The 20,771-nt window shown below is 59.0% G+C and carries 21 protein-coding genes; 14 read left to right on the forward strand and 7 right to left on the reverse strand.

Going from position 1 to position 20,771, the window contains the following annotated elements:
• Positions 1-75 precede the first annotated feature (75 nt).
• Together ACR0E2_RS15350 and ACR0E2_RS15355 are read left to right on the forward strand one after the other, a co-directional pair.
• The gene (locus ACR0E2_RS15350; protein ID WP_480447007.1) at positions 76-1,326 is read left to right on the forward strand and encodes an aminotransferase class V-fold PLP-dependent enzyme; all 1,251 of its coding nucleotides are present in this window, start codon (positions 76-78) and stop codon (positions 1,324-1,326) included.
• A gap of 28 nt (positions 1,327-1,354) precedes the next feature.
• Entirely contained in the window at positions 1,355-3,772 is a 2,418-nt protein-coding gene (locus ACR0E2_RS15355; RefSeq protein WP_480447008.1) for a GcvT family protein, read from the forward strand.
• A 61-nt stretch (positions 3,773-3,833) separates the two neighbouring features.
• On the opposite strand, the gene ACR0E2_RS15360 is transcribed toward ACR0E2_RS15355, so the two are convergent.
• A complete protein-coding gene (locus ACR0E2_RS15360) occupies positions 3,834-4,451 on the reverse strand; it encodes a UbiX family flavin prenyltransferase (RefSeq protein ID WP_171229465.1) in 618 nt (205 codons plus the stop codon).
• Complete coding sequence (locus ACR0E2_RS15365) at positions 4,448-5,956, reverse strand: UbiD family decarboxylase (protein ID WP_480447021.1); 1,509 nt, start codon at positions 5,954-5,956, stop codon at positions 4,448-4,450. The genes ACR0E2_RS15360 and ACR0E2_RS15365 overlap by 4 nt, the downstream gene beginning before the upstream one ends.
• A gap of 137 nt (positions 5,957-6,093) precedes the next feature.
• Between ACR0E2_RS15365 and ubiT the strand changes: the two genes are divergently transcribed.
• The 3 genes from ubiT to ubiV are packed head-to-tail and all read left to right on the forward strand — an operon-like array spanning position 6,094 to position 8,535.
• Positions 6,094-6,636 carry a ubiquinone anaerobic biosynthesis accessory factor UbiT gene (gene ubiT / locus ACR0E2_RS15370; RefSeq protein ID WP_480447009.1) on the forward strand — a complete coding sequence of 181 codons (543 nt, stop codon included), beginning with the start codon at positions 6,094-6,096 and terminating at the stop codon, positions 6,634-6,636.
• A complete protein-coding gene (gene ubiU / locus ACR0E2_RS15375; protein ID WP_480447022.1) occupies positions 6,636-7,613 on the forward strand; it encodes a ubiquinone anaerobic biosynthesis protein UbiU in 978 nt (325 codons plus the stop codon). Before ubiT ends, ubiU begins: the two co-directional genes overlap by 1 nt.
• A gap of 4 nt (positions 7,614-7,617) precedes the next feature.
• Positions 7,618-8,535, forward strand: a complete 918-nt coding sequence (ubiV, locus tag ACR0E2_RS15380) for a ubiquinone anaerobic biosynthesis protein UbiV (protein WP_480447010.1) — start codon at positions 7,618-7,620, stop codon at positions 8,533-8,535.
• Positions 8,536-8,604: 69 nt separating this feature from the next.
• On the opposite strand, the gene ACR0E2_RS15385 is transcribed toward ubiV, so the two are convergent.
• The 3 genes from ACR0E2_RS15385 to ACR0E2_RS15395 all read right to left on the reverse strand — a co-directional run bounded on the left by ACR0E2_RS15385 (position 8,605) and on the right by ACR0E2_RS15395 (position 12,323).
• A complete protein-coding gene (locus ACR0E2_RS15385; RefSeq protein ID WP_224856122.1) occupies positions 8,605-9,852 on the reverse strand; it encodes an MFS transporter in 1,248 nt (415 codons plus the stop codon).
• Positions 9,853-9,993: 141 nt separating this feature from the next.
• Entirely contained in the window at positions 9,994-11,166 is a 1,173-nt protein-coding gene (locus tag ACR0E2_RS15390; RefSeq protein ID WP_480447011.1) for a diaminopropionate ammonia-lyase, read from the reverse strand.
• Between the two features lie 14 nt (positions 11,167-11,180).
• On the reverse strand, positions 11,181-12,323 hold the full coding sequence (locus ACR0E2_RS15395; protein WP_480447012.1) for an amidohydrolase: 1,143 nt from the start codon (positions 12,321-12,323) through the stop codon (positions 11,181-11,183).
• A gap of 81 nt (positions 12,324-12,404) precedes the next feature.
• On the opposite strand from ACR0E2_RS15395, the gene ACR0E2_RS15400 reads away from it, so the two are divergent.
• Positions 12,405-12,893 (forward strand): Lrp/AsnC family transcriptional regulator, encoded by a 489-nt coding sequence (locus ACR0E2_RS15400; RefSeq protein ID WP_480447013.1) that lies wholly within the window; start codon positions 12,405-12,407, stop codon positions 12,891-12,893.
• Between the two features lie 131 nt (positions 12,894-13,024).
• Here the strand turns inward: ACR0E2_RS15400 and ACR0E2_RS15405 are convergent, their stop codons facing one another.
• Entirely contained in the window at positions 13,025-13,204 is a 180-nt protein-coding gene (locus tag ACR0E2_RS15405) for a hypothetical protein (protein ID WP_480447014.1), read from the reverse strand.
• Between the two features lie 458 nt (positions 13,205-13,662).
• On the opposite strand from ACR0E2_RS15405, the gene ACR0E2_RS15410 reads away from it, so the two are divergent.
• Positions 13,663-14,007, forward strand: coding sequence for a RidA family protein (locus tag ACR0E2_RS15410; protein ID WP_171117928.1), 345 nt, complete (start codon positions 13,663-13,665; stop codon positions 14,005-14,007).
• 80 nt (positions 14,008-14,087) lie between these two features.
• Here the strand turns inward: ACR0E2_RS15410 and ACR0E2_RS15415 are convergent, their stop codons facing one another.
• Positions 14,088-15,014, reverse strand: coding sequence for a LysR family transcriptional regulator (locus tag ACR0E2_RS15415; protein WP_171117926.1), 927 nt, complete (start codon positions 15,012-15,014; stop codon positions 14,088-14,090).
• Positions 15,015-15,171: 157 nt separating this feature from the next.
• Here ACR0E2_RS15415 and ACR0E2_RS15420 point away from each other — a divergent pair, with 157 nt between their 5' ends.
• From ACR0E2_RS15420 to ACR0E2_RS15450, 7 genes are all read left to right on the forward strand, one after another.
• Positions 15,172-16,188, forward strand: coding sequence for a TRAP transporter substrate-binding protein (locus tag ACR0E2_RS15420; protein ID WP_152460451.1), 1,017 nt, complete (start codon positions 15,172-15,174; stop codon positions 16,186-16,188).
• 67 nt (positions 16,189-16,255) lie between these two features.
• Entirely contained in the window at positions 16,256-16,792 is a 537-nt protein-coding gene (locus tag ACR0E2_RS15425; protein WP_152460450.1) for a TRAP transporter small permease, read from the forward strand.
• A gap of 17 nt (positions 16,793-16,809) precedes the next feature.
• Complete coding sequence (locus ACR0E2_RS15430) at positions 16,810-18,150, forward strand: TRAP transporter large permease (protein WP_171117920.1); 1,341 nt, start codon at positions 16,810-16,812, stop codon at positions 18,148-18,150.
• 17 nt (positions 18,151-18,167) lie between these two features.
• Positions 18,168-18,662, forward strand: coding sequence for a universal stress protein (locus ACR0E2_RS15435; protein ID WP_152460448.1), 495 nt, complete (start codon positions 18,168-18,170; stop codon positions 18,660-18,662).
• Positions 18,663-18,688: 26 nt separating this feature from the next.
• A complete protein-coding gene (locus ACR0E2_RS15440) occupies positions 18,689-19,075 on the forward strand; it encodes a nuclear transport factor 2 family protein (protein ID WP_152460447.1) in 387 nt (128 codons plus the stop codon).
• Positions 19,076-19,112: 37 nt separating this feature from the next.
• Positions 19,113-20,516, forward strand: a complete 1,404-nt coding sequence (locus ACR0E2_RS15445; RefSeq protein ID WP_480447015.1) for an NAD(P)/FAD-dependent oxidoreductase — start codon at positions 19,113-19,115, stop codon at positions 20,514-20,516.
• Positions 20,517-20,560: 44 nt separating this feature from the next.
• Positions 20,561-20,771 (forward strand): thiamine pyrophosphate-binding protein (locus ACR0E2_RS15450; RefSeq protein WP_480447016.1); only part of this gene is annotated, 211 nt, incomplete at its 3' end.

Here is a 20,771-nt window from a genome sequence, read left to right on the forward strand (position 1 = left end):
GTCTTGCGGCAAGAACCGTCCTAGGGTCGGCAAAGCACAGCTTTTGCACACACAACGAAACAAGAACCACTGACCATGAGCCAAATATCAGAGAGCCTGCTGAACCAAATCCGCAGCCGCTTTGCCCAGATCGATCATTGCCCCGAACAGGGTGAGCGGATCTTTTTCGAGAATGCCGGAGGCGCACTGACATTGAATTCGGTGTTGGAAAGCTCGGTTCGTTACGCCGCCATCCCGGACAACCAGGGGCGCGACAATCCGGGATCCCATGCGCTGGTCGCCACGATCAACGCGGCCAAGGCGGATATGCGGGATTTCATGAACGCACCCGGCGGGCAGTTCTTTGTCGGTGAAAGCGGTACAGAGCTGTTGTTCCGGCTGATCATGAACGCCTGTCTGGGAACGGGTCCGGGCGTTGTGCTGGGATCCACATTGGAACACCCGGCGACGCGATCGGCCTGTGATCGTTGGGCCCGCATTTCCGGACAAACCCACGTTTTGGTGCCCCATGATGACGCAACCGGTACCGTCTCGGCCGAAGCCTATGCCGCGGCCGTGACACCGGATACCAAAGTGGCGACGATCCTGCATACCTCGCCGGTGACGGGAATGGGCGTTGACGTCGCTGCCGTCTCTCAGGCCATCCGCGCCGTGGCTCCGGATTGTTTCATCATCGTCGATGGCATTCAGCACGCGGCGCATGGCCGGATCGATCTGACCGCTTATGACGTCGATGGTTATGTGATTTCGCCCTACAAGGTGTTTTCGCGTCATGGCTACGGCGTGGCGTGGATCTCTGATCGCTTGACCGCGCTGGAGCACAACGCCTTGCTGGATGGTCCCGCGGACAATTGGGAAATGGGCACCCGCGACACCGGAGCTTATGCCACGATGTCCGACGTCGTATCCTATTTCGAATGGCTGGGCAGTCAGGTCAGCGATGCCGAAGACCGGCGCGGCAAGTTTCTGGCGGCGGGTGATGCGATCCATGTGCAGGAAAAGGCGCTGACCGATGCGATGATCCACGGCACCGGCAACCTGAGCGGTTTGGCCGAGATGGAAAAAGTCACCATTCTGGGCGGGGCTGACAACCCGGCACGAGAAGGTCTGGTATCGCTGCGTGTCGAAGGCGTGGCCTCGTCCGAGGTCGTCAAACGGCTGAACGAACACGGTATCCGCACGCATCTGCGTAAGGCGGATCACTATTCCGGCAATATCCTGACACCGCTGGGCTATGACGCCTGTGTGCGGGTCTCGATGTGTCACTACAACTCGATCGGCGAAGTCGCCAAATTCCTTGCCGTCATGAAAGAAATCGCCGCCTGAGCCGCGCCATATCCAAGGACATTCCCTCATGAAAACCCATGCACAAGCTGTTGTCATCGGCGGCGGCCTTGCCGGTACGTCGATCCTGTATCACCTTGCCAAACTCGGCTGGACGGACTCGATACTGCTGGAACGCGACGAGTTGACCAGCGGGTCGACCTGGCACGCGGCGGCCAACATCCACGGTCTGCATGACAACAACAACATCACCCGCATCCAGCACTATACGATGAACCTGTACAAAGAGCTGGAGAAGGAAACCGGCCAAAGCTGCGGGGTGTTCCAGCCCGGATCGCTCTATCTGGCCCAGACCGAAGAGCGCGAGCAACAGTTGCGTCTGCAAGAGGCGAAAGCCCGGTTTTATGGGCTGAATTTCCACGAGGTCAGCCGGGAAGATGCCAAAGAGCTGCACCCGCTGGCGCAGTTCGATGACATCCGCTGCATCATGTACGAACCTGATGGCGGCAATGTGGACCCGTCCGGCGTACCGCATGCCTATGCCGCCGGGGCCCGCGCGATGGGGGCCACCATCGAACGGTTCTGCCCGGTGATCGCCACGGAACAGCAACCCGATGGCAGTTGGATCGTTCGTACGCCCAAGGGTGACATTCATGCCCAATGGGTGGTCAACGCCGCGGGCCTCTGGGGGCGCGAGGTGGCGGCGCTGGCAGGCTTGACCCTGCCGCTGCAACCGACCGAACATCAGTATTTCGTGACCGAAAGCATCGACGAAGTGGCCAGTCTGGGCCGCCGTCTGCCGTCAATCGCCGACCGGGACGGCGAGTATTACTTCCGACAAGAGGGCAACGGCCTGCTGATCGGGGCCTATGAGAAAGACATGAAGTTCTGGGCCGAAGACGGCACGCCGCTCGACTTTGCGCATGATCTGTTTCCCGACGATCTGGACCGGATCATGGAAAACGTGATCCGCGCCACCGAACGCGTGCCCGTTGCCGCCACAGCCGGGGTGAAACGGGTAATCAACGGCCCGATGATCTGGTCGCCCGATGCCAACATGCTGTGGGGGCCGGTGCCCGAACTGAAGAACTATTTCCTCTGCGGCGGTCTGATCCCCGGCTTCTCGCAATCCGGCGGGCTGGGGCTGTTGGCGGCGCAATGGATGATCGAGGGTGAGCCGCAATATGACATGTTCGCCTGGGATCTCGCCCGCTTTGGCGACTGGGCCGACAAAAAGTTCACCAAGGCCCGGGTCGAAGACGCATACACCCATCGGTTCAAAATCCACTTCCCGAATGAAGAACGCAGTGCAGGCCGCCCGGCCCGTGTGCGCCCTGCCTTCGAGATGCAGAAACAGATGGGCTGTGTCTTTGGTCTCAACTGTGGTTGGGAACACCCGCTTTGGTTTGCCGATGAACCCGGCACCGAAGAGACCACTGGCTTCACCCGCCAGAACTGGTTTGATCCGGTCGGGCGCGAGGTTCAGATGCTGCGCGACAGCGTGGGCGTGATCGATATCTCGAACTTCGCCAATTACGTGATCAAGGGGCCTGGTGCCTATGACTGGTTGGACCGACTGGTGGCCAATCGCGTGCCGACCGAAATTGGGCGCAGCTGCCTGACGCCGCTGATCTCGGTGCGCGGCGGCGTGGCGGGTGACTTTACCATCACCAAGCTGGCCGAAGACGAATACATGATGATCGGCTCCGGCATGGCCGAACGCTATCATCAGCGCTTCTTTCAAATGGTGGAATTGCCCGAGGGCACAGCTTTTGAAGTCGCAACGGACCGCGTTGCGGGGTTCAACTTCGCCGGCCCGAAATCTCGCGAGGCTCTGGCGCGCCTGACCAATGCTGACCTTTCCAACGAAGGATTCCGCTTCATGCGGTCCCGGAAGATCACCGTTGCAGGTGTTGATTGCGTGGCCATCCGGGTCAGCTTTACCGGCGATCTGGGTTGGGAACTGCACTGCGCCGAAACCGATCAGGTCGCGCTTTACTCTGCGTTGCTTGAAGCCGCCAAAGACTGCGGTGGCGGCCCCGTGGGCGGGCGAGCGCTTGGGTCGCTGCGCATCGAAAAGGGTTATGGATCCTGGGGGCGGGAATATTCCCAGGAATACTGGCCGCAAGAGGTCGGGCTGACGGGTCTGATCAAGCTGGACAAGGATTTCCTGCACAAAGACGCCTATCTGTCCATCAAGGACAAAGCTCCGCGCGAGGTCCTGTCCATCTTTGAACTGGACGTGACCGAGGATGCCGACGCCACCGGCAGTGAGCCGATCTTTACACCTGATGGTGTGCCTGTCGGCCGTGTCACATCGGGGGCGTACGGGTATTCAGTCGGGAAATCTCTGGCATTGGGTTTCCGCAACCCCGAGGTGGCGCAGCCGGGGGATGAAGTGGTGATCCAGGTGATTGGCAAACCGCATAAGGCTCGGGTGCTGGCAGAGGCGCCGTTCGATCCTCTGGGCGGCAGGCTGCGCGGCTGAAACAACCGGCCCGCCCGATCAAGCTCGTCCCGTGGCCACAGATCTCATCCGCGATCTGTGGCTATGGGATGTGCAATTTGCTTTCGGGCCGTTCGACAGGGTCCGCCTCGGTTTCGGGATGCCACTGTTTCGCGGCCGGTGCGCAAACCTTCAGACAATCAACCGCGCGCGCTGCGATCTGATCCGCGATTTCGGTTATGTTGACGGGGTTCAAATAGAAGGCAGGCACGGGGGGCAGGATGATGGCTCCCATTTCTGCGGCCGCCGTCATATTGCGCAAATGCGCCAGTGTCAGCGGCGCTTCTCGTGCCAGCAGTACCAGTGGGCGTCGTTCCTTGAGCTGAACGCCGGCCGCGCGTGTCAACAGGTTGTCGTCCAGGCCATGCGCGATCGCACCCAGTGAGCGCATGGAACAGGGCGCGACGATCATCCCGGATACCGGTACCGAACCGGACGCAATACTGGCCCCGATATCGGCGGGCGCGTGATGACGGGTTGCCGACTGCCGCAGTTCCTTCAGGGCATCCGGGCCGCATTCCTGCGCAAGCGTCAGACGGGCGGCTGGACTGACGACAAGGTCGATTTCGATATCCGCCGATGTCAGATGCCGTGCGACCGCAAGGCTCAAAACCGCACCGGAGGCGCCTGACACGCCTAAGACTACTCGGGTTTTCGTCATGTTCTCAGCTCTGGCATCAATCTGTCTATCAGGTCTTCCGCAAATGCGTGATCAACCTTTTCGGTGCGCATGACCGTCCCCCATTCCCGCCCTGTTTCACTGCCTGTTTTCGTCGTGGCGTCGATGCCCAGCTTTCCGGCCAGACCAGGTTCCGGCGAGGCGAAATCAAGATAATCCATGGGTGTCCTGTCCAGGATCATCACATCACGGCCCGGGTCCATTCGCGTGGCAAGCGCCCAGGCGATATCGTCCCAGTTTCGGGGGTCGATATCGGCGTCTACCGCAACGATCATCTTCGTATAGCTGAATTGCGGCAGCATCCCCCAAAGCGCCATCATCACACGCCGGGCCTGGCCCGGATATCGCTTGTCGATGGCGACGATGGCGATGCGATAGGAACAGGCGGCAGGCGGCAGCCAAAGGTCGTGTATTTCGGGGATCTGAGCACGAATGGTCGGCAAGGCCAGACGATTGAACACTTCGCCAATGATGGCAGGCTCGTCAGGCGGGCGTCCGGTATAGGTCGACAGGTACAGCGGCGCCTCGCGATGGGTCACGGCCGTGACATGCATCACCGGAAACGGCTCGGCGGGGTTGTAGTACCCGGTGTGATCCCCGAACGGGCCTTCGGGTGCTGTCTCGCTTGGCGACACCCAGCCTTCCAGGACAATCTCGGCATCTGCCGGTACGAGCAGAGGGACGGACTTGGCCGGAACCAACCGTGGCCGGTTCTGGTTCAGGGCCCCGGCAAATGTCAGTTCAGACACCATTTCGGGCAGGGGCAGAGCCGCCGACAACAAGGTCGCGGGGTTCGCGCCAAGAACAATTGCGACCGGCGTCTTTTCGCCGTGCTGCGCCCAACTGCGATGATGAGCGGCCCCGCCGCGATGTGGCAGCCAGCGCATGATCAGACGGTTCCGGTCCAGCACCTGAACGCGATAGACGCCGGCATTGTAGGTCTGTGCCGCGTCGGGTTCGCTGCTACGGGGCCGGGTGATGACCACAGGCCAGGTGATCAGGGGCCCCGCGTCCCGGGGCCAGTGTGTCTGGATCGGCAGCCCAGAAAGATCAACATCGGTTTCGCAGTGGCAAACCTGCTGAACAGCGGCGGTTTTGACCTGCTTCGGCCGCGTGGACAATGCGGCCTTCAGCATCGGCCACCGGGACAGCGCGTCCCGCAACCCGCCCGGCGGCGTCGGGGCCCGAAGCGCGGCCAGAAACGCACCCAGATCATCCAGCCCATCGGAAGAAACGCCCAGTCCGGCGGCGACGCGTTCCGACGTGCCGAACAGGTTGACCACAACCGGTATGTCGCACTGCCCCGAGGGCACGCCCGTCGGTGTGTCGAATTGCAACACCGGCCCGTTGGCCTCTAACACGGCGCGGTGGACAGCGGTCATTTGATGGCGCACGGAAACCAGTTCGGCGATGCGCCTGAACTGCCCTGTTTCTTCACACCATTTCAGAAAATGTCGAAGGCTGGGATATGGCGGCAGAGTGCGAATGGGTTTGCTCCGGCGGTGGTGCCCACCCTCTAGCAGCGAAAGAGGCCGGTCGAATTGACAACCGTCAAGTCCCGGGCGCCGGGGCCGCTTTAGGAAGGCCGCACCGGTTCACTTTGTTGAGACAGCAGGAGGTCTGTTTGTCCGATCCCCGAAACCCGATACCGCGATGCCCTGCCGCTTTGGCCGCAGCCCTGCGGTTTGTTCCGCTTGCACCCTTGTCGCTGTCACTGACGGCGTTTTCCCGCAAAATAACCAGGAAACACCCCGATTTGCTCAACCGGCTCGGTGAATACAGCCGGGCAGCCTTTGTGCTTGATCCAACGGATCTGCCCGTTGTCCTTCTGCTTGAACCGAATGACGGCGCACCGAGAATAAGACTGAGCCGAAGGCGCGTGGCAGGGGCCGCGCGAATTTCCGGCCCACTGGCCGCGCTGTTGGGGCTGGTGCATGGTGCGTTTGACGGTGACGCCCTGTTCTTTTCGCGCGATCTGGTGATCGAGGGCGACACAGCCGCGGCACTGGCGCTGCGCAACGCAATTGACGACGCAGAGCTGGACCTCGCGCACGAGGCCGCAACCCTTTCCGGCCCGCTTGCACGCCCGCTGAAGCAGATCATCGCCTTTGCAGAGCGTCGGACCGGCCTGTGCCTGACCCGACCCGAGGACGCGATCCTATGGTAATGGAAATCGTTTGCCCGGCGGGAACGCCCGCGGCCCTGCGTGCAGCCGTCAAGGCTGGGGCTCACACGGTCTATTGTGGCTTCAATGACGAAACCAATGCGCGGAACTTTCCGGGGCTCAACTTTGACCGCGCTGAAATGCGGGCCGGAATTTCCTTTGCCCATGATCACGGATCGAAGGTGTTGATTGCAATCAATACCTTCCCGCAGACGGGCAACGAAGGGATCTGGAAACAAGCGGTGGCGGATGCCGAAACCTGCGGTGCAGATGCTGTCATTCTCGCCGATCTGGGTTTGCTGGACTACGCCGCGCGACACCATCCCGGCCTGCGCAGACATCTGTCCGTGCAGGCCGCGGCGGCCAATGCTGACGTGATCAATTTCTATGCCGAAACTTTCGGTGTGAAGCGGGTGGTCTTGCCGCGCGTATTGTCCGTTCCGGAAATTGCCGCGATCAACTCTGAAACCGATGTCGAAACCGAAGTCTTTGTGTTCGGCGGTCTTTGCGTCATGGCCGAGGGGCGATGCTCGCTGTCCTCTTATGCCACCGGGTTGTCTCCAAACATGAACGGTGTCTGTTCTCCTGCCAGCCATGTGCAGTATCAAGAAGAACAGGGCGCGTTGACCGCGCGCCTTGGCGGGTACCTGATCCACCGGGTCGAACGGGATGAGCCCGCACCTTATCCGACTTTGTGCAAAGGGTGTTTTTCCGCAGGTGAAAAAACCGGGCACCTGTTCGAGGATCCCGTCAGCCTGAACGCAGAACGGCTGATCCCGCAATTGCAAAAGGCAGGTGTGACGGCCTTGAAGATCGAAGGGCGCCAGCGGTCAAAATCCTATGTCGCACAGGTCGTTCGGAATTTTCGCGCCGCGGTCGATGCGCTGGAGTCAGGCCAACCGATGCCCGAAGGTATGCTTGCGCGTCTGTCGGAAGGGCAGGCCATGACGACCGGCGCTTACAAAAAGACGTGGAGGTGATCCGATGGAACTGACAGTAGGCCCGAACCAGTTCTTCTGGCCCGCCGAAACCTGGGCTGCATTTTACGATGATCTGGCCCGATCGCCCGTCGACCGCGTCGTGCTTGGGGAACTGGTCTGTTCCAAGCGCTTGCCGTTTTACCAGGATCGTATCCCTACGGCGATTTCCCGGCTGGTGGAGGCGGGCAAAGAGGTTGCGCTGACAAGCCTGGCCCTTGTGACCCTGAAACGCGAGCGCAAACTTACCGCTGAGCTTGCAGAAATGGGCGTCATGGTCGAGATCAACGATCTGACCGCGCTGGCACATTTGCCCGGCACCTGCACGTTTGCCGTTGGCCCGTTGGTAAATGTCTACAACGAAGGCACTTTGAGATGGCTGGCTGCTCGGGGTGCGCGCCGGGTTTGTCTTCCGCCGGAATTGCCCATCACTTCGGTCAAAACGCTGGCGCAAGCTGCCTCGGACTTGGGCGTCGCGATCGAAATATGGGGGCATGGCAGGTTGCCGCTGGCCATTTCCGGGCGCTGTTACCACGCGCGATTGCATGGGCGCAGCAAGGACAATTGCCAGTTTGCCTGCGAAGACGATCCCGACGGGTTGGACGTTCTGACCGGCGACGGCAAGCCTTTTATGGCCATGAACGGTGTGCAGACCCTGTCAGACAGCCATGCCTGTACGGATCATCAGATCGACCTTCTGCAACAGGCTGGCATCTCGGCGTTGCGTCTGTCGCCGCAATCTGGCGGATTCCGTCAGCTGTGCGAGTTGTATCGAAAACGTATCGACGGTGATCTTCCCCAAGGAGAAGTGGAGCGCGCCCTGCGTGGCGCTGATCCTGATATTCGGTTGAGCGACGGATTTCTGACGGGGTCCTGCGGTGCAGAATGGTCCGGTGCATCAAAGGCGGCTTCGATCTCGGTTTGACCGCCGCATCGGCATGACGTCCGTCGCGCCGGACGCGAATGAAACAGCCTATGCTTTGAACCCTTGGGATCAGTCCGGGTTTGTCCGGGTTTCTTCCTCTTGAACCCAGGTTTCGGCCTGCAAGACCCCGGGTTGCCCGGTGCCGATAATCCCCACGACCTGCACATCGCCGGTGTCGGTGGGCGCGGCCACCTGAACACGCCGGATCAATGCGAAAAGGGCGACCGCAATACCGATAGCTGCCAGAAGAAACGGAAGACCGCGCCCGCCGAACAATGAGATAGAGTTCGGCCCCAGCATGGTTCCCACCAGCAGGCCGACATTCAGCAGCAGCACCATCGTGCCACTGGCGGGAACGATCTGGGACAGCTTGAGCTGATCATTGGCATGCGCCGTCAGGATCGAATACGCGGGATACAGCCCGATTGCGATCAGTACAAAACCATAGACGATATGAGACGGCGACGTATCGATGGCCATCCAGAGACTGGACAGGGTCGTAACGACACCCAGCCCGATGACCACATAGCGTCTGTCGGTGTGATCAGACAGCCAGCCGACGGGGTATTGCACCACCGCACCGGCGATCAGCGCCGCCACCAGCGCCCCTGACGCCTGCGCCGTCGTAAAGCCGTTTTGCAACGCATAAAGCGGCAACGAGATATAGGACGCGGCGACACCGATGCTGACCAGAACGATACCGATGACTGCGATGGGCGAAACCTTGTACAGCACGGGAACCGACATGCGTTCCGGCGCGGCATATTCCGGCGCCTTGTTGCCCGACAGAAGAAGCGGCACGATCGAAAGCGAAATCAGGATGGAAACAAGCCCGAACAGCAGGTTTCCGGTGGGGTCGGGAAAGCCGACTATGGCGGTGCCAAGCGCTGGGCCGGCAAGCTGGATAATGAAATACAGCGACAGAACCTGAGCGCGCATGTTGTTCTCGGATTTCGCGTTCAGCCAGCTTTCGGTGATGACGTAAAGCCCCGGGTAACAAAACCCGCCCAACAGACGCATCACGCTCCAGCTGATCGCGTCGCTGGTCAGCAGATGCACGATGGCCGCAATCGAAACCAGCGAGGCGAGGGCCGAAAATGCCCGAATATGCCCGACATTTTCGACCAGCCTCGGGGCAAGTGCCGTCCCCGCAAGCGCGCCCAATGGATAGCTTGCCTGCATGACGGAAATCGTGAAGTCACTAAAGCCCAGACTGGCCCCCCGGATCGTCAGCAACGTCGCCAACAGACCGTTGGCAACCATCAGCATGAACATCCCCAGGAACAGTGCCCAGTTTTCGTTTAACGCGCGTATCATGGCCAACCGCTACTGATGCGGGGCAGGCCTGTATACAACTCCTACGACATCGGGATGTCGTTTGATGGAACTTCTCCGTCGCAGGCCACCATGTCGGATTCAACCGTCCCTGGGCCCACTGCAACTGGGCTTTGGGCTGAGCTACACGTCGCCTTGCATGATCCGGGCATAGATATCGGGATCCGTCACGCCTTCGGAACCGATCGTCAAAACCCGAGACTGCGGCGTCAATCCAAGCTTCTGAAAAAGCTCGGGGTTGTTGGCCGCTTCGATCAATGCGGCCAATCCGGCAACGCCGCTCTCTCCGGCTTCGATCGCAGGATCACTGCCTTGCGGACGCGCCAGGCGACGGACGGTGGGCGGTATCAGCTGATCGTCGATTGCCAGAAAGTCCGAGGCTTCGCTGTGCAAAACCTCCCACGCCATCGGAGACGGCACCCCGCAGGACAAACCTGCCATGATGGTCTCTTCGTCGATATCTACGGACGCGGCTTGCCCCTGCCTTGCGCTTTCGAACAAACACGCCGCCAGATGCGGTTCCACGACCACGACGCGCGGTGCGGCATCACCCCAGGCCTGACGCAAAGCTGCCGCAACTGCCGCGGCAAGCCCTCCAACTCCACCTTGCAGTAAGACATGCGTCGGTGCCGTGTCCATCGCATCCACGACTTCCTTGACCATGACGCCATAGCCCGACATCACGTCGCGCGGCGGGTCGGTGTAGCCTGGCCAGGATGTGTCCGAAACCACGAACCAGCCGTTCTCGTCGGCTTCCCGCCGACACTGATCCACCGAAGCGTCATAGTCTCCATCGATGCGCACGACGTCGGCCCCCAGATCGCGCATGGCCTGCGCGCGGCCTTCACTGACCTCGGCGTGAATGTAGATCCGGCAAGGCGCGCCGAACCGCTTGCACCCCCACGCGAGGGACCGACCGTGGTTGCCATCGGTCGCCGAAACAAGCGTGATACTGGCAACCATGTCGGCGCAGCGGCCAGTACGGATATCTTCCAATGACACATCCTGACCGGTGCGGCGCGATATTTCACGTTGCAGAACACGCAAGGCGGCAAAGGCCCCCCCCAATGCCTTGAAACTGCCAAGTCCAAACCGGGGACCTTCATCTTTGTAGTGAACCTCCGCGACGCCGATCTCGGCTGCCAACGAGGGCAAGGAATGCAACGGCGTGGGCGCATACCCCTCCCATTGGGTGATTTCCCTTGCTGCGCGATCGAAATCCCGTCGTGTCAAAACGGTTTCGGCAGCGGGGCCGAAGCTCGGCCTGCCTGCCTGATGGGCGATGTTTTCCGTCATGGTCGTGTGTCCTGTCAGGGTTTCAGCGGCAGGCGCTGCCGCACCAGCTCTGCCCAGAGTTCTGCACCCAGCGGGAGCAGTTCGTCGTTGAAATCGTAATCAGCCGAGTGCAGCGGACGGCCATTTGATCCTTCGGTCCCGTTGCCGATAAGCAGGAAACACCCGGGCACAACGGCGGCAAATTCGGCAAAATCTTCAGAAAAAGACATGGCAGGACGGTCTCCGTCCACCTCAAGACCCATGGCCGAAGCCGCTGCAATGACATGCGATGCGGCATCGGCATCATTGTTTGCCTCGATGAATTCGGTACGGAAATCCACGCTCACCTCGACGCCATGGCTTTCGGCCACACCGGTTGCGATCTGGCGCATATTGCGCTCGATCAGCCTGCGATCTGCCGGTGACATGGCCCGCGCGTCCCCTTTCAGAACAGTACGCCCCGGAAGCACATTGCGCTGTCCGTCGGTGATGAACTCGGTCACTGACACCACGGCGCCGGAAGAAGGTGCAAGCTTGCGTGAAACGATGGTTTGCAGGGCCAATACCAGTTCCGCCGCAGGCGTGATCGTTTCGCGCCCGACATGCGGCATCGAGGCATGACCGCCTTGACCGGAAAGCGTGATTTCAAACAGGCTTTCACTGCAACAGATGACACCGGCGCGGGTGGAAACCCGCCCGACAGGCTCTCCCGGAAGATTGTGCGCGCCGTAAACCTCATCAATCGGGAAGGTCCGCAAAACCCCTTCATCGATCATCGCCTTTGCCCCAAGCCCATGCTCTTCGTTGGGCTGGAACAGAAAGACAACCGTGCCGTCAAACGCCGGATCCTTGGCCAGCAATTCGGCGGCCCCAAGCAGCATCACCGTGTGGCCATCATGGCCACAGGCATGCATGACACCTTCGTTCTGCGACGTGTGCGCAAACGTGTTGACCTCGGTGATCGGCAGCGCGTCGAAATCCGCGCGCAGCCCGATGGCGCGATTGCCATTGCCCGCCTTCAAGACGCCCACGACACCGACCCCTTCAAACACCTCGATGCCCAGGTTGCGCAGATGCTCGGCAATCCGGGCCTTGGTCCGGACTTCCTGAAATCCAAGCTCGGGGTTGCGATGAAACTCGTGGCGCAACGCACGCAGGCGTTCTGTCAATGCTGTCACGGCAAACCTTCCCTTCGACGTGTTGCTTCACATGTGTGAAACAAGTTTATTGCAAGTGACCTGAAAAAAGGGCTCTAGTTGGTGGCCAGCGATGCAAGTTTCTTTCACATGACGCAATTGGATGACTTTGACCGCGCGATCCTGCGGATTTTGCAACAAGACAACAAAACCACGCAGCACAAGATTGGCGAGGCCGTAAATCTGTCCGCACCCTCGGTGCAGCGCCGTATCCGCCGGATGGAGGCCGAGGGCGTGATACGAGCCAATGTGGCCGTCGTTGACCCGGCGGCCGTAGGTCTTCAGCTTACCATCTTCGTTGAACTTGAACTGGTCAGCGAAACCCCGGACGAGATTGATGCCGTCAAGAAATCCCTGCTGAATGCTCCGGAAGTCCAGCAATGCTTTTACGTGACCGGAGAGGTTGATTTCATGGTTGTCGTGGTCGTCGAAAGCATGGCGGTATACGAAGATTTCACCCGCAGGATGTTTTTTGAAAACGGAAATATTCGAAAGTTCAGAACCTTCGTTTCCATGGATACCGTCAAATCCGGCAGTGCTTTGGGGTTCTGACCGGCACATGGTGCAACGACAGGCCCGTCCAAACATGTCCGCGCAGGCCTGGGCCATTCGGTTGGGCTGACAGAACTGCAAAGGCAAGTCCCGCCACGGGTCTCAGCGCCGCTGTTCCAACGTGTTTTCAACTACATTCCATTGCGCGGAATGACATGCGCTTTCTCTTCCTCAAAGATCAACTCCTCTCCTGACCATGCCTTCAGGCGCGAGATCAAATGAAACTCGGTGGCCGTTGCCCGTTGTTCGGAATAGGTCCAGATCCTGTTCTTCTGCGTCAGATGTTTCAGCTGATTGGGTTGCAGCAGCACATCGCATGACCACCCGTCCTTTTTTGAAACCAACTACGTCAGTCGACCAACTTCGCTGTCCTGCATTGGGCATGCAAAAAAGCAGCGTTTCGGCAGTGTCGGGTGGCATATGGCGCTCCGATATAGGGGCGAGCGGAGGAGCTCTTAGCCGATTGAAAGCAGACTGGGAAATCTCCGTAAAACGCCTTGTGAACCAGGGCTGCGATGTTTCACCAAATGTGTTGGCCGAGGCGCCTAAGACAAGAAAGAAAAAGCATCGGTGAAAACGTCCTGTCCGCACGGCGCTGGCAACGGATTGTCACGTCGCCGCGCACCGGACATAAGCGTGCTGTCGGGTTGCAAAACCCCGCGCAGCAGGCTGGCAATTATTCGATGATTGAAGGTCCGGGCTGGCGGTTGGTGTCGTTTCGCTCTATCGCCTAACCGGAACATACCCATCGAAACAGGAGACAGCGGTTGTGACCATTACTCGGATCGAGACCGGCAAACGCATGAGCCGCATCGTCAAACATAACGGAACCGCCTATCTGTGCGGTCAGGTTTCCGATGCTGCAACCGTTGCGGATCAAACCCGTGACATCCTTGCCAAGATCGAGGACCTTCTGGCCAAGGCCGGCAGCGACAAGACGCGTATCCTGCAATGCGTGATCTGGTTGTCGGACATGGCCGACTTTGCCGAAATGAACGCGGTCTGGGATGCCTGGGTGCCAGAGGGCCACGCCCCGGCCCGTGCCTGTGGCGAGGCGAAACTGGCCCGTGATGTTCTGAAGGTCGAGATGATCGTCACCGCAGCCTGCGATTGATCCGGCTGGCCGCGCGCCATGCACTGATTTCAGGTACGGGCGGGTTTGGGCCTGGGAAACAAGACGCCCTGTCCACGCTCCTACTGTACCTGAGAATGCACCTTTACCAGAGTTTCCAGAAACAGCTTGGCCACGCGTGTTGGCGCAGGTTGTTTTCTGGCCACGGCCGCGAAACGGGTTCTGTATTTGATCTCTTTGGGCAGGACCTTTTTCATAAGCCCCTGTTCGACGAATTCCTGCGCCAGATGATCGGGAAGAAACCCAAGGTAGCGACCTGAAAGTATCAGAATGACAAGGGCTTGTTCGTTCTGCACTTTGGCCGCACGTCGAAACCCCAGTTGTTGACCAACGATGAGATTTGGTGAGTTCACATTCAGGCCCGCATAGTTGAACTTGCGAAGAACACTCAGTTTCAATTCTGGATCCGACCGGTCAAACAGGGGGTGTTCCTGCCCACAGTACAAGAACATGTTTTCCCCATAGAGCGGTGTGTAATCCAGGCTTGCCGATGGTCGGTGCAAAGCGATGATGCCAACATCCAGATGCCCGGTGATGACCATTGTCTCAATCACGTTTGGGGGTTCCAGCGACAGCTCGATGTGAACCGCCGGTGCGGCCTCATTGAACTTGTGAATGGTGCGAGCAAGTTGGGCTTCGGGGTTGGTTGTACATTGATCGAACAGAGCCACGCGAATACTGCCGGCCAGTTGTTGTTTGACTTCGTTGACCTCGGTTCTGAACTGCGCCACGGAAATAAGCAGGTCTTCCGCCGCGGCCAGCACCTTCTCGCCGTCTTCCGTCAGTGAAAACCCTGACGGCCCCCGGTTGCACAGCTTCAGGCCAAGCCTCAGTTCCAGATCAGACAAGTGTTTCGAGATCGTCGATTTTCCGATGTTCAGCTCGATCTCGGCGGCCGTGATACCACCACTTTCCGCGACGGTTTTGAACACGCGCAGCAGACGGATGTCCGTGTCACCGATCCGGGTATCAAGCTTGTTCTGACTCATATCGTATGTTTGAGATTAATGAAACCTTTCGCGCAAATATTAACAACGACGAAACCATTTTGGCAAGTTAGCTTCGTGTCGCCGAGGTAGAATCGGACTGGCCTATTTCTCCCCAGGTCAGCGCGCACCTCGAAACACGACAAATGGGAGGAAATCCATGTCATTTATCAAAAAGCTTGGCACTTTCAGCGCAGCCGTTTCCGTTGCCGCACTGATGGTTGCAGGCACGGCCGAGGCGAAGAATTTCAAGATCGCTGTCGGCGACAGCGCGGGCAGCGCTCAAGAGGCGCTGGGGCTCGCTTTCGTGAAAGCGCTCGAAGAAAAATCAGGTGGTGAGCACACCGCGACACTGTTCCTTAACGGTCAGCTCGGTTCCGAGCAGGACACCGTGAACGAGGCCGCCATCGGCACGCTGGACATGTCACTGCTGGCAATCAACAACATCACGCCATTCTCGCCGTCGGTCGGCGTTTTCACTCTGCCCTATGTCATTCTCAGCTTGGAAGATGCCGAAAAATTGACCCAGGGTCCAATCGGTCAGGAACTGATAGAAAACACCATCCGTGATGCCGGCGTCCGCATCATCGGCTGGACGTATACCGGTTTCCGCCGTCTGACGAACTCGAAGAAGCCGGTCAAATCGGTTGCGGATTTGCAGGACCTGATCATTCGCGTTCCCAAAAACGAAATCATGATCGAAACCTACAAGGCATGGGGCATCAACCCGACCCCGATGGCCTGGTCGGAAACCTTCACCGGCCTGCAGACCAAAGTGGTTGACGGTCAGGACAACCCTTACCTGACGATCAATGCGATGAAGTTCTACGAGGTTCAGGACCACGTCACCAACCTGCGTTACATCTTCTCGATCGAACCGCTGATCATCTCGGAAGCCGTGTTCCAGGACCTGTCCGAAGAGGAACAGCAAATGATCCTGGAAGCAGGGCAGGAAGCCACTCAGGTCTCGGCCCAGTTCCTGCGGGACTCGGAAGCAGCCATCAAGGAAGAGCTGACGGCCAAGGGGATGGAAATTATCGACCCCGAGAACGACGAAGCCGAGTTCATTCAACTGGCGACCGAAGCTGTATGGCCGCAATTCTACGAGTCCATTGGTGGTGTCGAGAAACTGAATGCAGTTCTCGAAGCCATCGGCCGCGAGCCGGTCCAGCAATAATCGTCGCACGGCGATACCGGGAAGAGCGCTGCGGCGCTCTTCTCATTTCAGGGAGGAGTGAAACCACATGTTCTGGAAATTTCTGGACAACATAGAAAGTGTCATCTGCCGGATCCTCTTATCCGGCTTCGTCTGCCTTTTGTTCGTGCAGATCATCGCGCGCGAAGTCTTCGGCTTTTCGATCAGCTGGATCGAGGAGCTTTCGGTCTACATGTTCGTCTGGTTCGTCTATTTCGGCGCAAGTTACGCCGCTCTGAAAGGTGCGCATAACCGCGTGACATTCCAGTTCAAGTTCCTGCCCGATGGCTCGATCAAATACATCGAAGCCTTCGCCGATCTCTTCTGGCTCTTCTTCAATGTCTACTTCCTGTATCTGGCGACGGATTTTGTCTTCAACAAGATGAACAAGTTCTGGAAGTCCCAGACCCTGGGTATCGAGATGAAGTACATCTACATGGTGCTGCCCATCGCGTTTGCGCTGATGACCGTCCGCATCATTCAGGTGAATTACCGCCGCCTTATCAAGGGCGAGGATATTCACGATCCTGATCAGATCGACCTCGACGAAATCAAAGCTGCGACTGAAGCAGCAAAGAAATCCTAAGGGCAGGGGGATAAACCATGGAATCCGAAATCGTCACAATCCTGTTTGGGTCTTTCCTGTTTCTGCTGCTCATTGGCGCGCCGATCACGGTGGCGCTGGGTGTGGCGTCGCTGGTCTCATTCCTTTACCTGGACGAGAACCCGATCAAATTCGTGCAGATCGCCTTTACCTCGGTGGGTGCTTTCCCCCTGATGGCGTTGCCTGCCTTCATTCTTGCCGGGGCCCTGATGGAGGCCGCCGGTATCTCGAAACGCCTGATCAATGTTGCTGAAAGCCTGGCCGGTCCTTTCACCGGCGGTATTTCGGCTGCGACGGTCATGGCATGTCTGTTCTTCGGCGCCATTTCGGGCTCGGGCCCGGCAACAACCGCGGCCGTTGGGATGCTGATGATCCCTGCGATGATCGACCGCGGCTATGAGCGCGGCTATGCCTCGGCGATCACTGCGTCCTCTGGCGGCCTTGGGATTATCATTCCTCCCTCTATCCCGATGGTGATCTTCGGCATTGCCGCGCTCGGTATGGCGCCGCCGCCGGAAGCCGTGGAAAAGTTCGGTACATTCCAGTCGGTTTCGATCTCGAAACTGTTCATCGCCGGATTCGTCCCTGCCTTCCTGATCGCCACCAGCCTGCTGATCCTGAACTTCTTCATGTCGAAAAAGCGCGGCTACAAGGGCGTTTCCGAAGGTTGGTCGATCCGTCACGTGGGCTGCGAAATGTATCGTGGGTTCTGGTCGCTGATGGCGCCGCTGGTGATCCTGGGCGGTATCTACACCGGCTTCTTCACCCCGACCGAGGCGGCAATCGTGGCAATCTTCTACACCCTGTTCGTGGGCGTGGTTATCTACCGCGAACTGACCTGGCAGTCGCTGTTCCAGTCGCTCGAGGCCACCACCTGGCTGACTGGGCGTGTTCTGCTGATCCTGTTCACCGCGACGGTGTTTGGCCGACTGCTGGTGGAAAACCAGATCCCGGCGATCATCGCGGATTCGATGCTCAGCTTCACGGATAACCTCTATGTCATCTGGACGCTGATCATCTTCTTCCTGCTGTTCGTCGGCATGTTCATGGAGACGCTGGCCACCATCCTGATCCTGGTTCCGGTGATGCTGCCGGTGGCCTATTCGGTGGGTATCGACCCGATCCATTTTGGCGTGGTGATGGTCTGCACGCTGGGTATCGGTTTCCAGACGCCGCCGCTGGGCGAAAACCTGTTCATCGCGTCAGGTATCTCGAACATCACGATCGAACAGATCTCATTGCGTGCGCTGCCCTTTGCGGCCGCCAACACGATCGCGATCTTCATCATCGCCTTCTTCCCTGAACTGTCGCTGTGGCTTCCACGGCTGTTCGGCTACTGACCCGAAAGGATGACGACATGAAACAACTGGTCACAAACATCCTCTTTGCCACTGACCTGTCAGAAAACTCGGGTCACGCCATGCGCCATGCCGCCAGCATCGCGCAGGCCACGGGGGCTGAAATTCACGTGCTGCATGTGAATGAGCCACTGTCGGACGATGCCAAGATCACGATGGAAATCTTCATCCTGAATGAAGAGACCCGCAAAACCGCCGCTGCGCGCCGTCACGAGATGGTGCGCAAGGTTCTGGCCGAACGGCAAGCCAAGTTCTGGGCTCAGTTTGATGGTGACGATGAGAGAATTCGCGATCAGGTCACTTCGGTAGAGGTCACAGATGGCCACCCGGCCGAAGTGATCCTGCGCCGCTCGGTCGAACTGGGCTGTGATCTGATCGTGCTGGGCGCGCATGATCACGGCTTTTCGCATACGTTTCTGGGCACCGTCGCAAAGCGTGTTTTGCGGCGCTCCAAGATACCGACACTGATCGTTCCGAACCCGGACGAAACGTAACAACCCCACTGACAAGGAAGTACAAAATGAGCAAAACCCTGACCGCGCAGGACCTGGCGGACACGTTTGATGCGTTCAACCGCCACGACATCGACGGCGTGATGACCCACTTCGCCGACGACTGCGTGTTCTACACCGTGGCCGGTGACGAGAAATACGGCAACAAGATCGAAGGAGCAGAGGCTATCGCCGCCGCGTTTTCAGGCGTCTGGGCAGGCATGAAGGACGCCCATTGGGATCACCACGGCCACTTTGTCCACGGTGATCGCGCCGTATCGGAATGGACGTTTTCGGGAACCGATGCAGACGGCATGCGGATCGAAGCGGAAGGTGCGGATCTGTTCACTCTGCGTGACGGGAAAATCGTCGTAAAACAGGCGCTTCGCAAAACGCGCCCCATGTTCAAGGCCTGATCCGCCGCACTGCGCGCAGCTTCGGAGAAAAACAAGAATGGTGGACAAAAGCATCCCGCGTCATTGGCCCAAGGCCAGCTATGACCCGAAATATGACCCCATCATCGATGCGGGTCCTGGTCACAATCGCGACCACGCGCCCACATACTGGATCGGAACGGCCGGTACGCCCCCGGCCGATGATGGTCCGGTGTCCAGCGATATGGATGCCGATGTGGTGGTGATCGGGTCGGGTTATACCGGCCTGTCCACCGCCATTCACCTTGCCAAGGAACACGGAATCCAGGCAGTTGTTCTTGAAGCGAATACCGTGGCCTGGGGATGCTCGACGCGCAATGGCGGGCAGGCCCAGATCTCATCCGGGCGGCTGAAACGGTCGCAATGGATTCAGCGCTGGGGCACGGATGTGGCTAAGGGCATGCACGCCGAAGTCACCGAAGCTTTCGAGTTGTTCAACGATCTCATCGCGTCGGATGACATCGACTGCGAACCGCAGCCGGGTGGCCATTACTATATCGCGCACCGTGAAAAGGTCATGCCGTCGCTCAAGAAAGAGAGCAAGCTGCTGAACGACGTGTTCGGCTACGGCTCGCGTATCGTTTCCCGGGACGAACTGCATGAAAACCACGCGCGCGACATGGAAGCCGCAGGCGCGATGTGGGAGCCTGACGGAACGTGTATCCACGCCGGCAAGCTGGCTTTTGGCTATGTCAACATGGCGCGCAGGCTGGGTGCGAAAATCCATACCGGCAGCCCGGTCATGGGGTGGCAAACCAAGGACAGAGTGCATCATCTGCGGACGCCGGGCGGTATTGTGCGCGCCAAATCGGTGGCCTTGGCAACGGCCGGTTATACACCCCCGGGGCTCAACAACCGCACCAGGCACCGCTTGATGCCGATCCTGTCAAATTCGATGGTAACTCGGCCTCTGACCCGGGCCGAGTTGGACGAATGCGGTATTCAGACCAGATCCCCCCTGACCGACACGCGCACGCTGCGCCACTATTACCGCCTGTTGCCGGACAACCGGATACAGATCGGCAGCCGCAGTGCCGTGACAGGGCGTGATGCCGAGAACGGCAAACATCTGGACTTGCTGAAGAAGGGACTTGCCCGCAAGTTCCCGGCGCTCGAGGATATCAACCTCGACTACTCCTGGTGGGGCTGGGTTGATGTCAGCCACGACATGATGCCGCGCATTTTTCGGCCCGATCCAGATCAGAGCGTGTTCTATGCCATGGGCTACGGCGGCAATGGCGTCATGTACTCGGCCCAGGCCGGACGACGCATGGCGCAGTTGGTTGCCGGCCAGAAGGACAAGGCGTTTGAATTGCCGATCTTCACCTCCCCATTGCCGAGCCACGGCATCCTGACGCCTTTCCGCCGACTGGGACAGCGTATGGCGTATGTCGGCTATTACCTCAAAGACGAAATACTGTAACTCACAGGGGCTTCGGCGCCCTGAAAAGACAAGGAAGCACTCAGATGAAGATGACGACGGAAGAGGCGTTTGTTAAGGTTTTGCAGATGCACGGGATTGAGCATGCGTTCGGGATCATTGGATCTGCGATGATGCCGATCTCGGACTTGTTCCCGAAGGCCGGTATCATGTTCTGGGACTGCGCGCATGAAGGCAGCGCGGGGATGATGGCGGATGGCTACACCCGCGCCACCGGCAAGATGTCGATGATGATCG

The sequence above is a fragment of the Ruegeria sp. A4 genome (genome assembly GCF_056543025.1).

Excerpts from the sequence above, each read along its gene's own strand:
- ACR0E2_RS15385 (WP_224856122.1), bottom strand. The coding sequence starts at position 9,852 with ATGATACGCGCGTTAAACGAAAACTGGGCACTGTTCCTGGGGATGTTC.
- ACR0E2_RS15440 (WP_152460447.1), top strand. The coding sequence starts at position 18,689 with ATGAGCAAAACCCTGACCGCGCAGGACCTGGCGGACACGTTTGATGCG.
- ACR0E2_RS15355 (WP_480447008.1), top strand. The coding sequence starts at position 1,355 with ATGAAAACCCATGCACAAGCTGTTGTCATCGGCGGCGGCCTTGCCGGT.
- ACR0E2_RS15430 (WP_171117920.1), top strand. The coding sequence starts at position 16,810 with ATGGAATCCGAAATCGTCACAATCCTGTTTGGGTCTTTCCTGTTTCTG.
- ACR0E2_RS15420 (WP_152460451.1), top strand. The coding sequence starts at position 15,172 with ATGTCATTTATCAAAAAGCTTGGCACTTTCAGCGCAGCCGTTTCCGTT.
- ACR0E2_RS15360 (WP_171229465.1), bottom strand. The coding sequence starts at position 4,451 with ATGACGAAAACCCGAGTAGTCTTAGGCGTGTCAGGCGCCTCCGGTGCG.
- ubiU (WP_480447022.1), top strand. The coding sequence starts at position 6,636 with ATGGAAATCGTTTGCCCGGCGGGAACGCCCGCGGCCCTGCGTGCAGCC.
- ACR0E2_RS15350 (WP_480447007.1), top strand. The coding sequence starts at position 76 with ATGAGCCAAATATCAGAGAGCCTGCTGAACCAAATCCGCAGCCGCTTT.
- ACR0E2_RS15425 (WP_152460450.1), top strand. The coding sequence starts at position 16,256 with ATGTTCTGGAAATTTCTGGACAACATAGAAAGTGTCATCTGCCGGATC.
- ACR0E2_RS15445 (WP_480447015.1), top strand. The coding sequence starts at position 19,113 with ATGGTGGACAAAAGCATCCCGCGTCATTGGCCCAAGGCCAGCTATGAC.
- ACR0E2_RS15415 (WP_171117926.1), bottom strand. The coding sequence starts at position 15,014 with ATGAGTCAGAACAAGCTTGATACCCGGATCGGTGACACGGACATCCGT.
- ACR0E2_RS15390 (WP_480447011.1), bottom strand. The coding sequence starts at position 11,166 with ATGACGGAAAACATCGCCCATCAGGCAGGCAGGCCGAGCTTCGGCCCC.
- ubiV (WP_480447010.1), top strand. The coding sequence starts at position 7,618 with ATGGAACTGACAGTAGGCCCGAACCAGTTCTTCTGGCCCGCCGAAACC.
- ACR0E2_RS15435 (WP_152460448.1), top strand. The coding sequence starts at position 18,168 with ATGAAACAACTGGTCACAAACATCCTCTTTGCCACTGACCTGTCAGAA.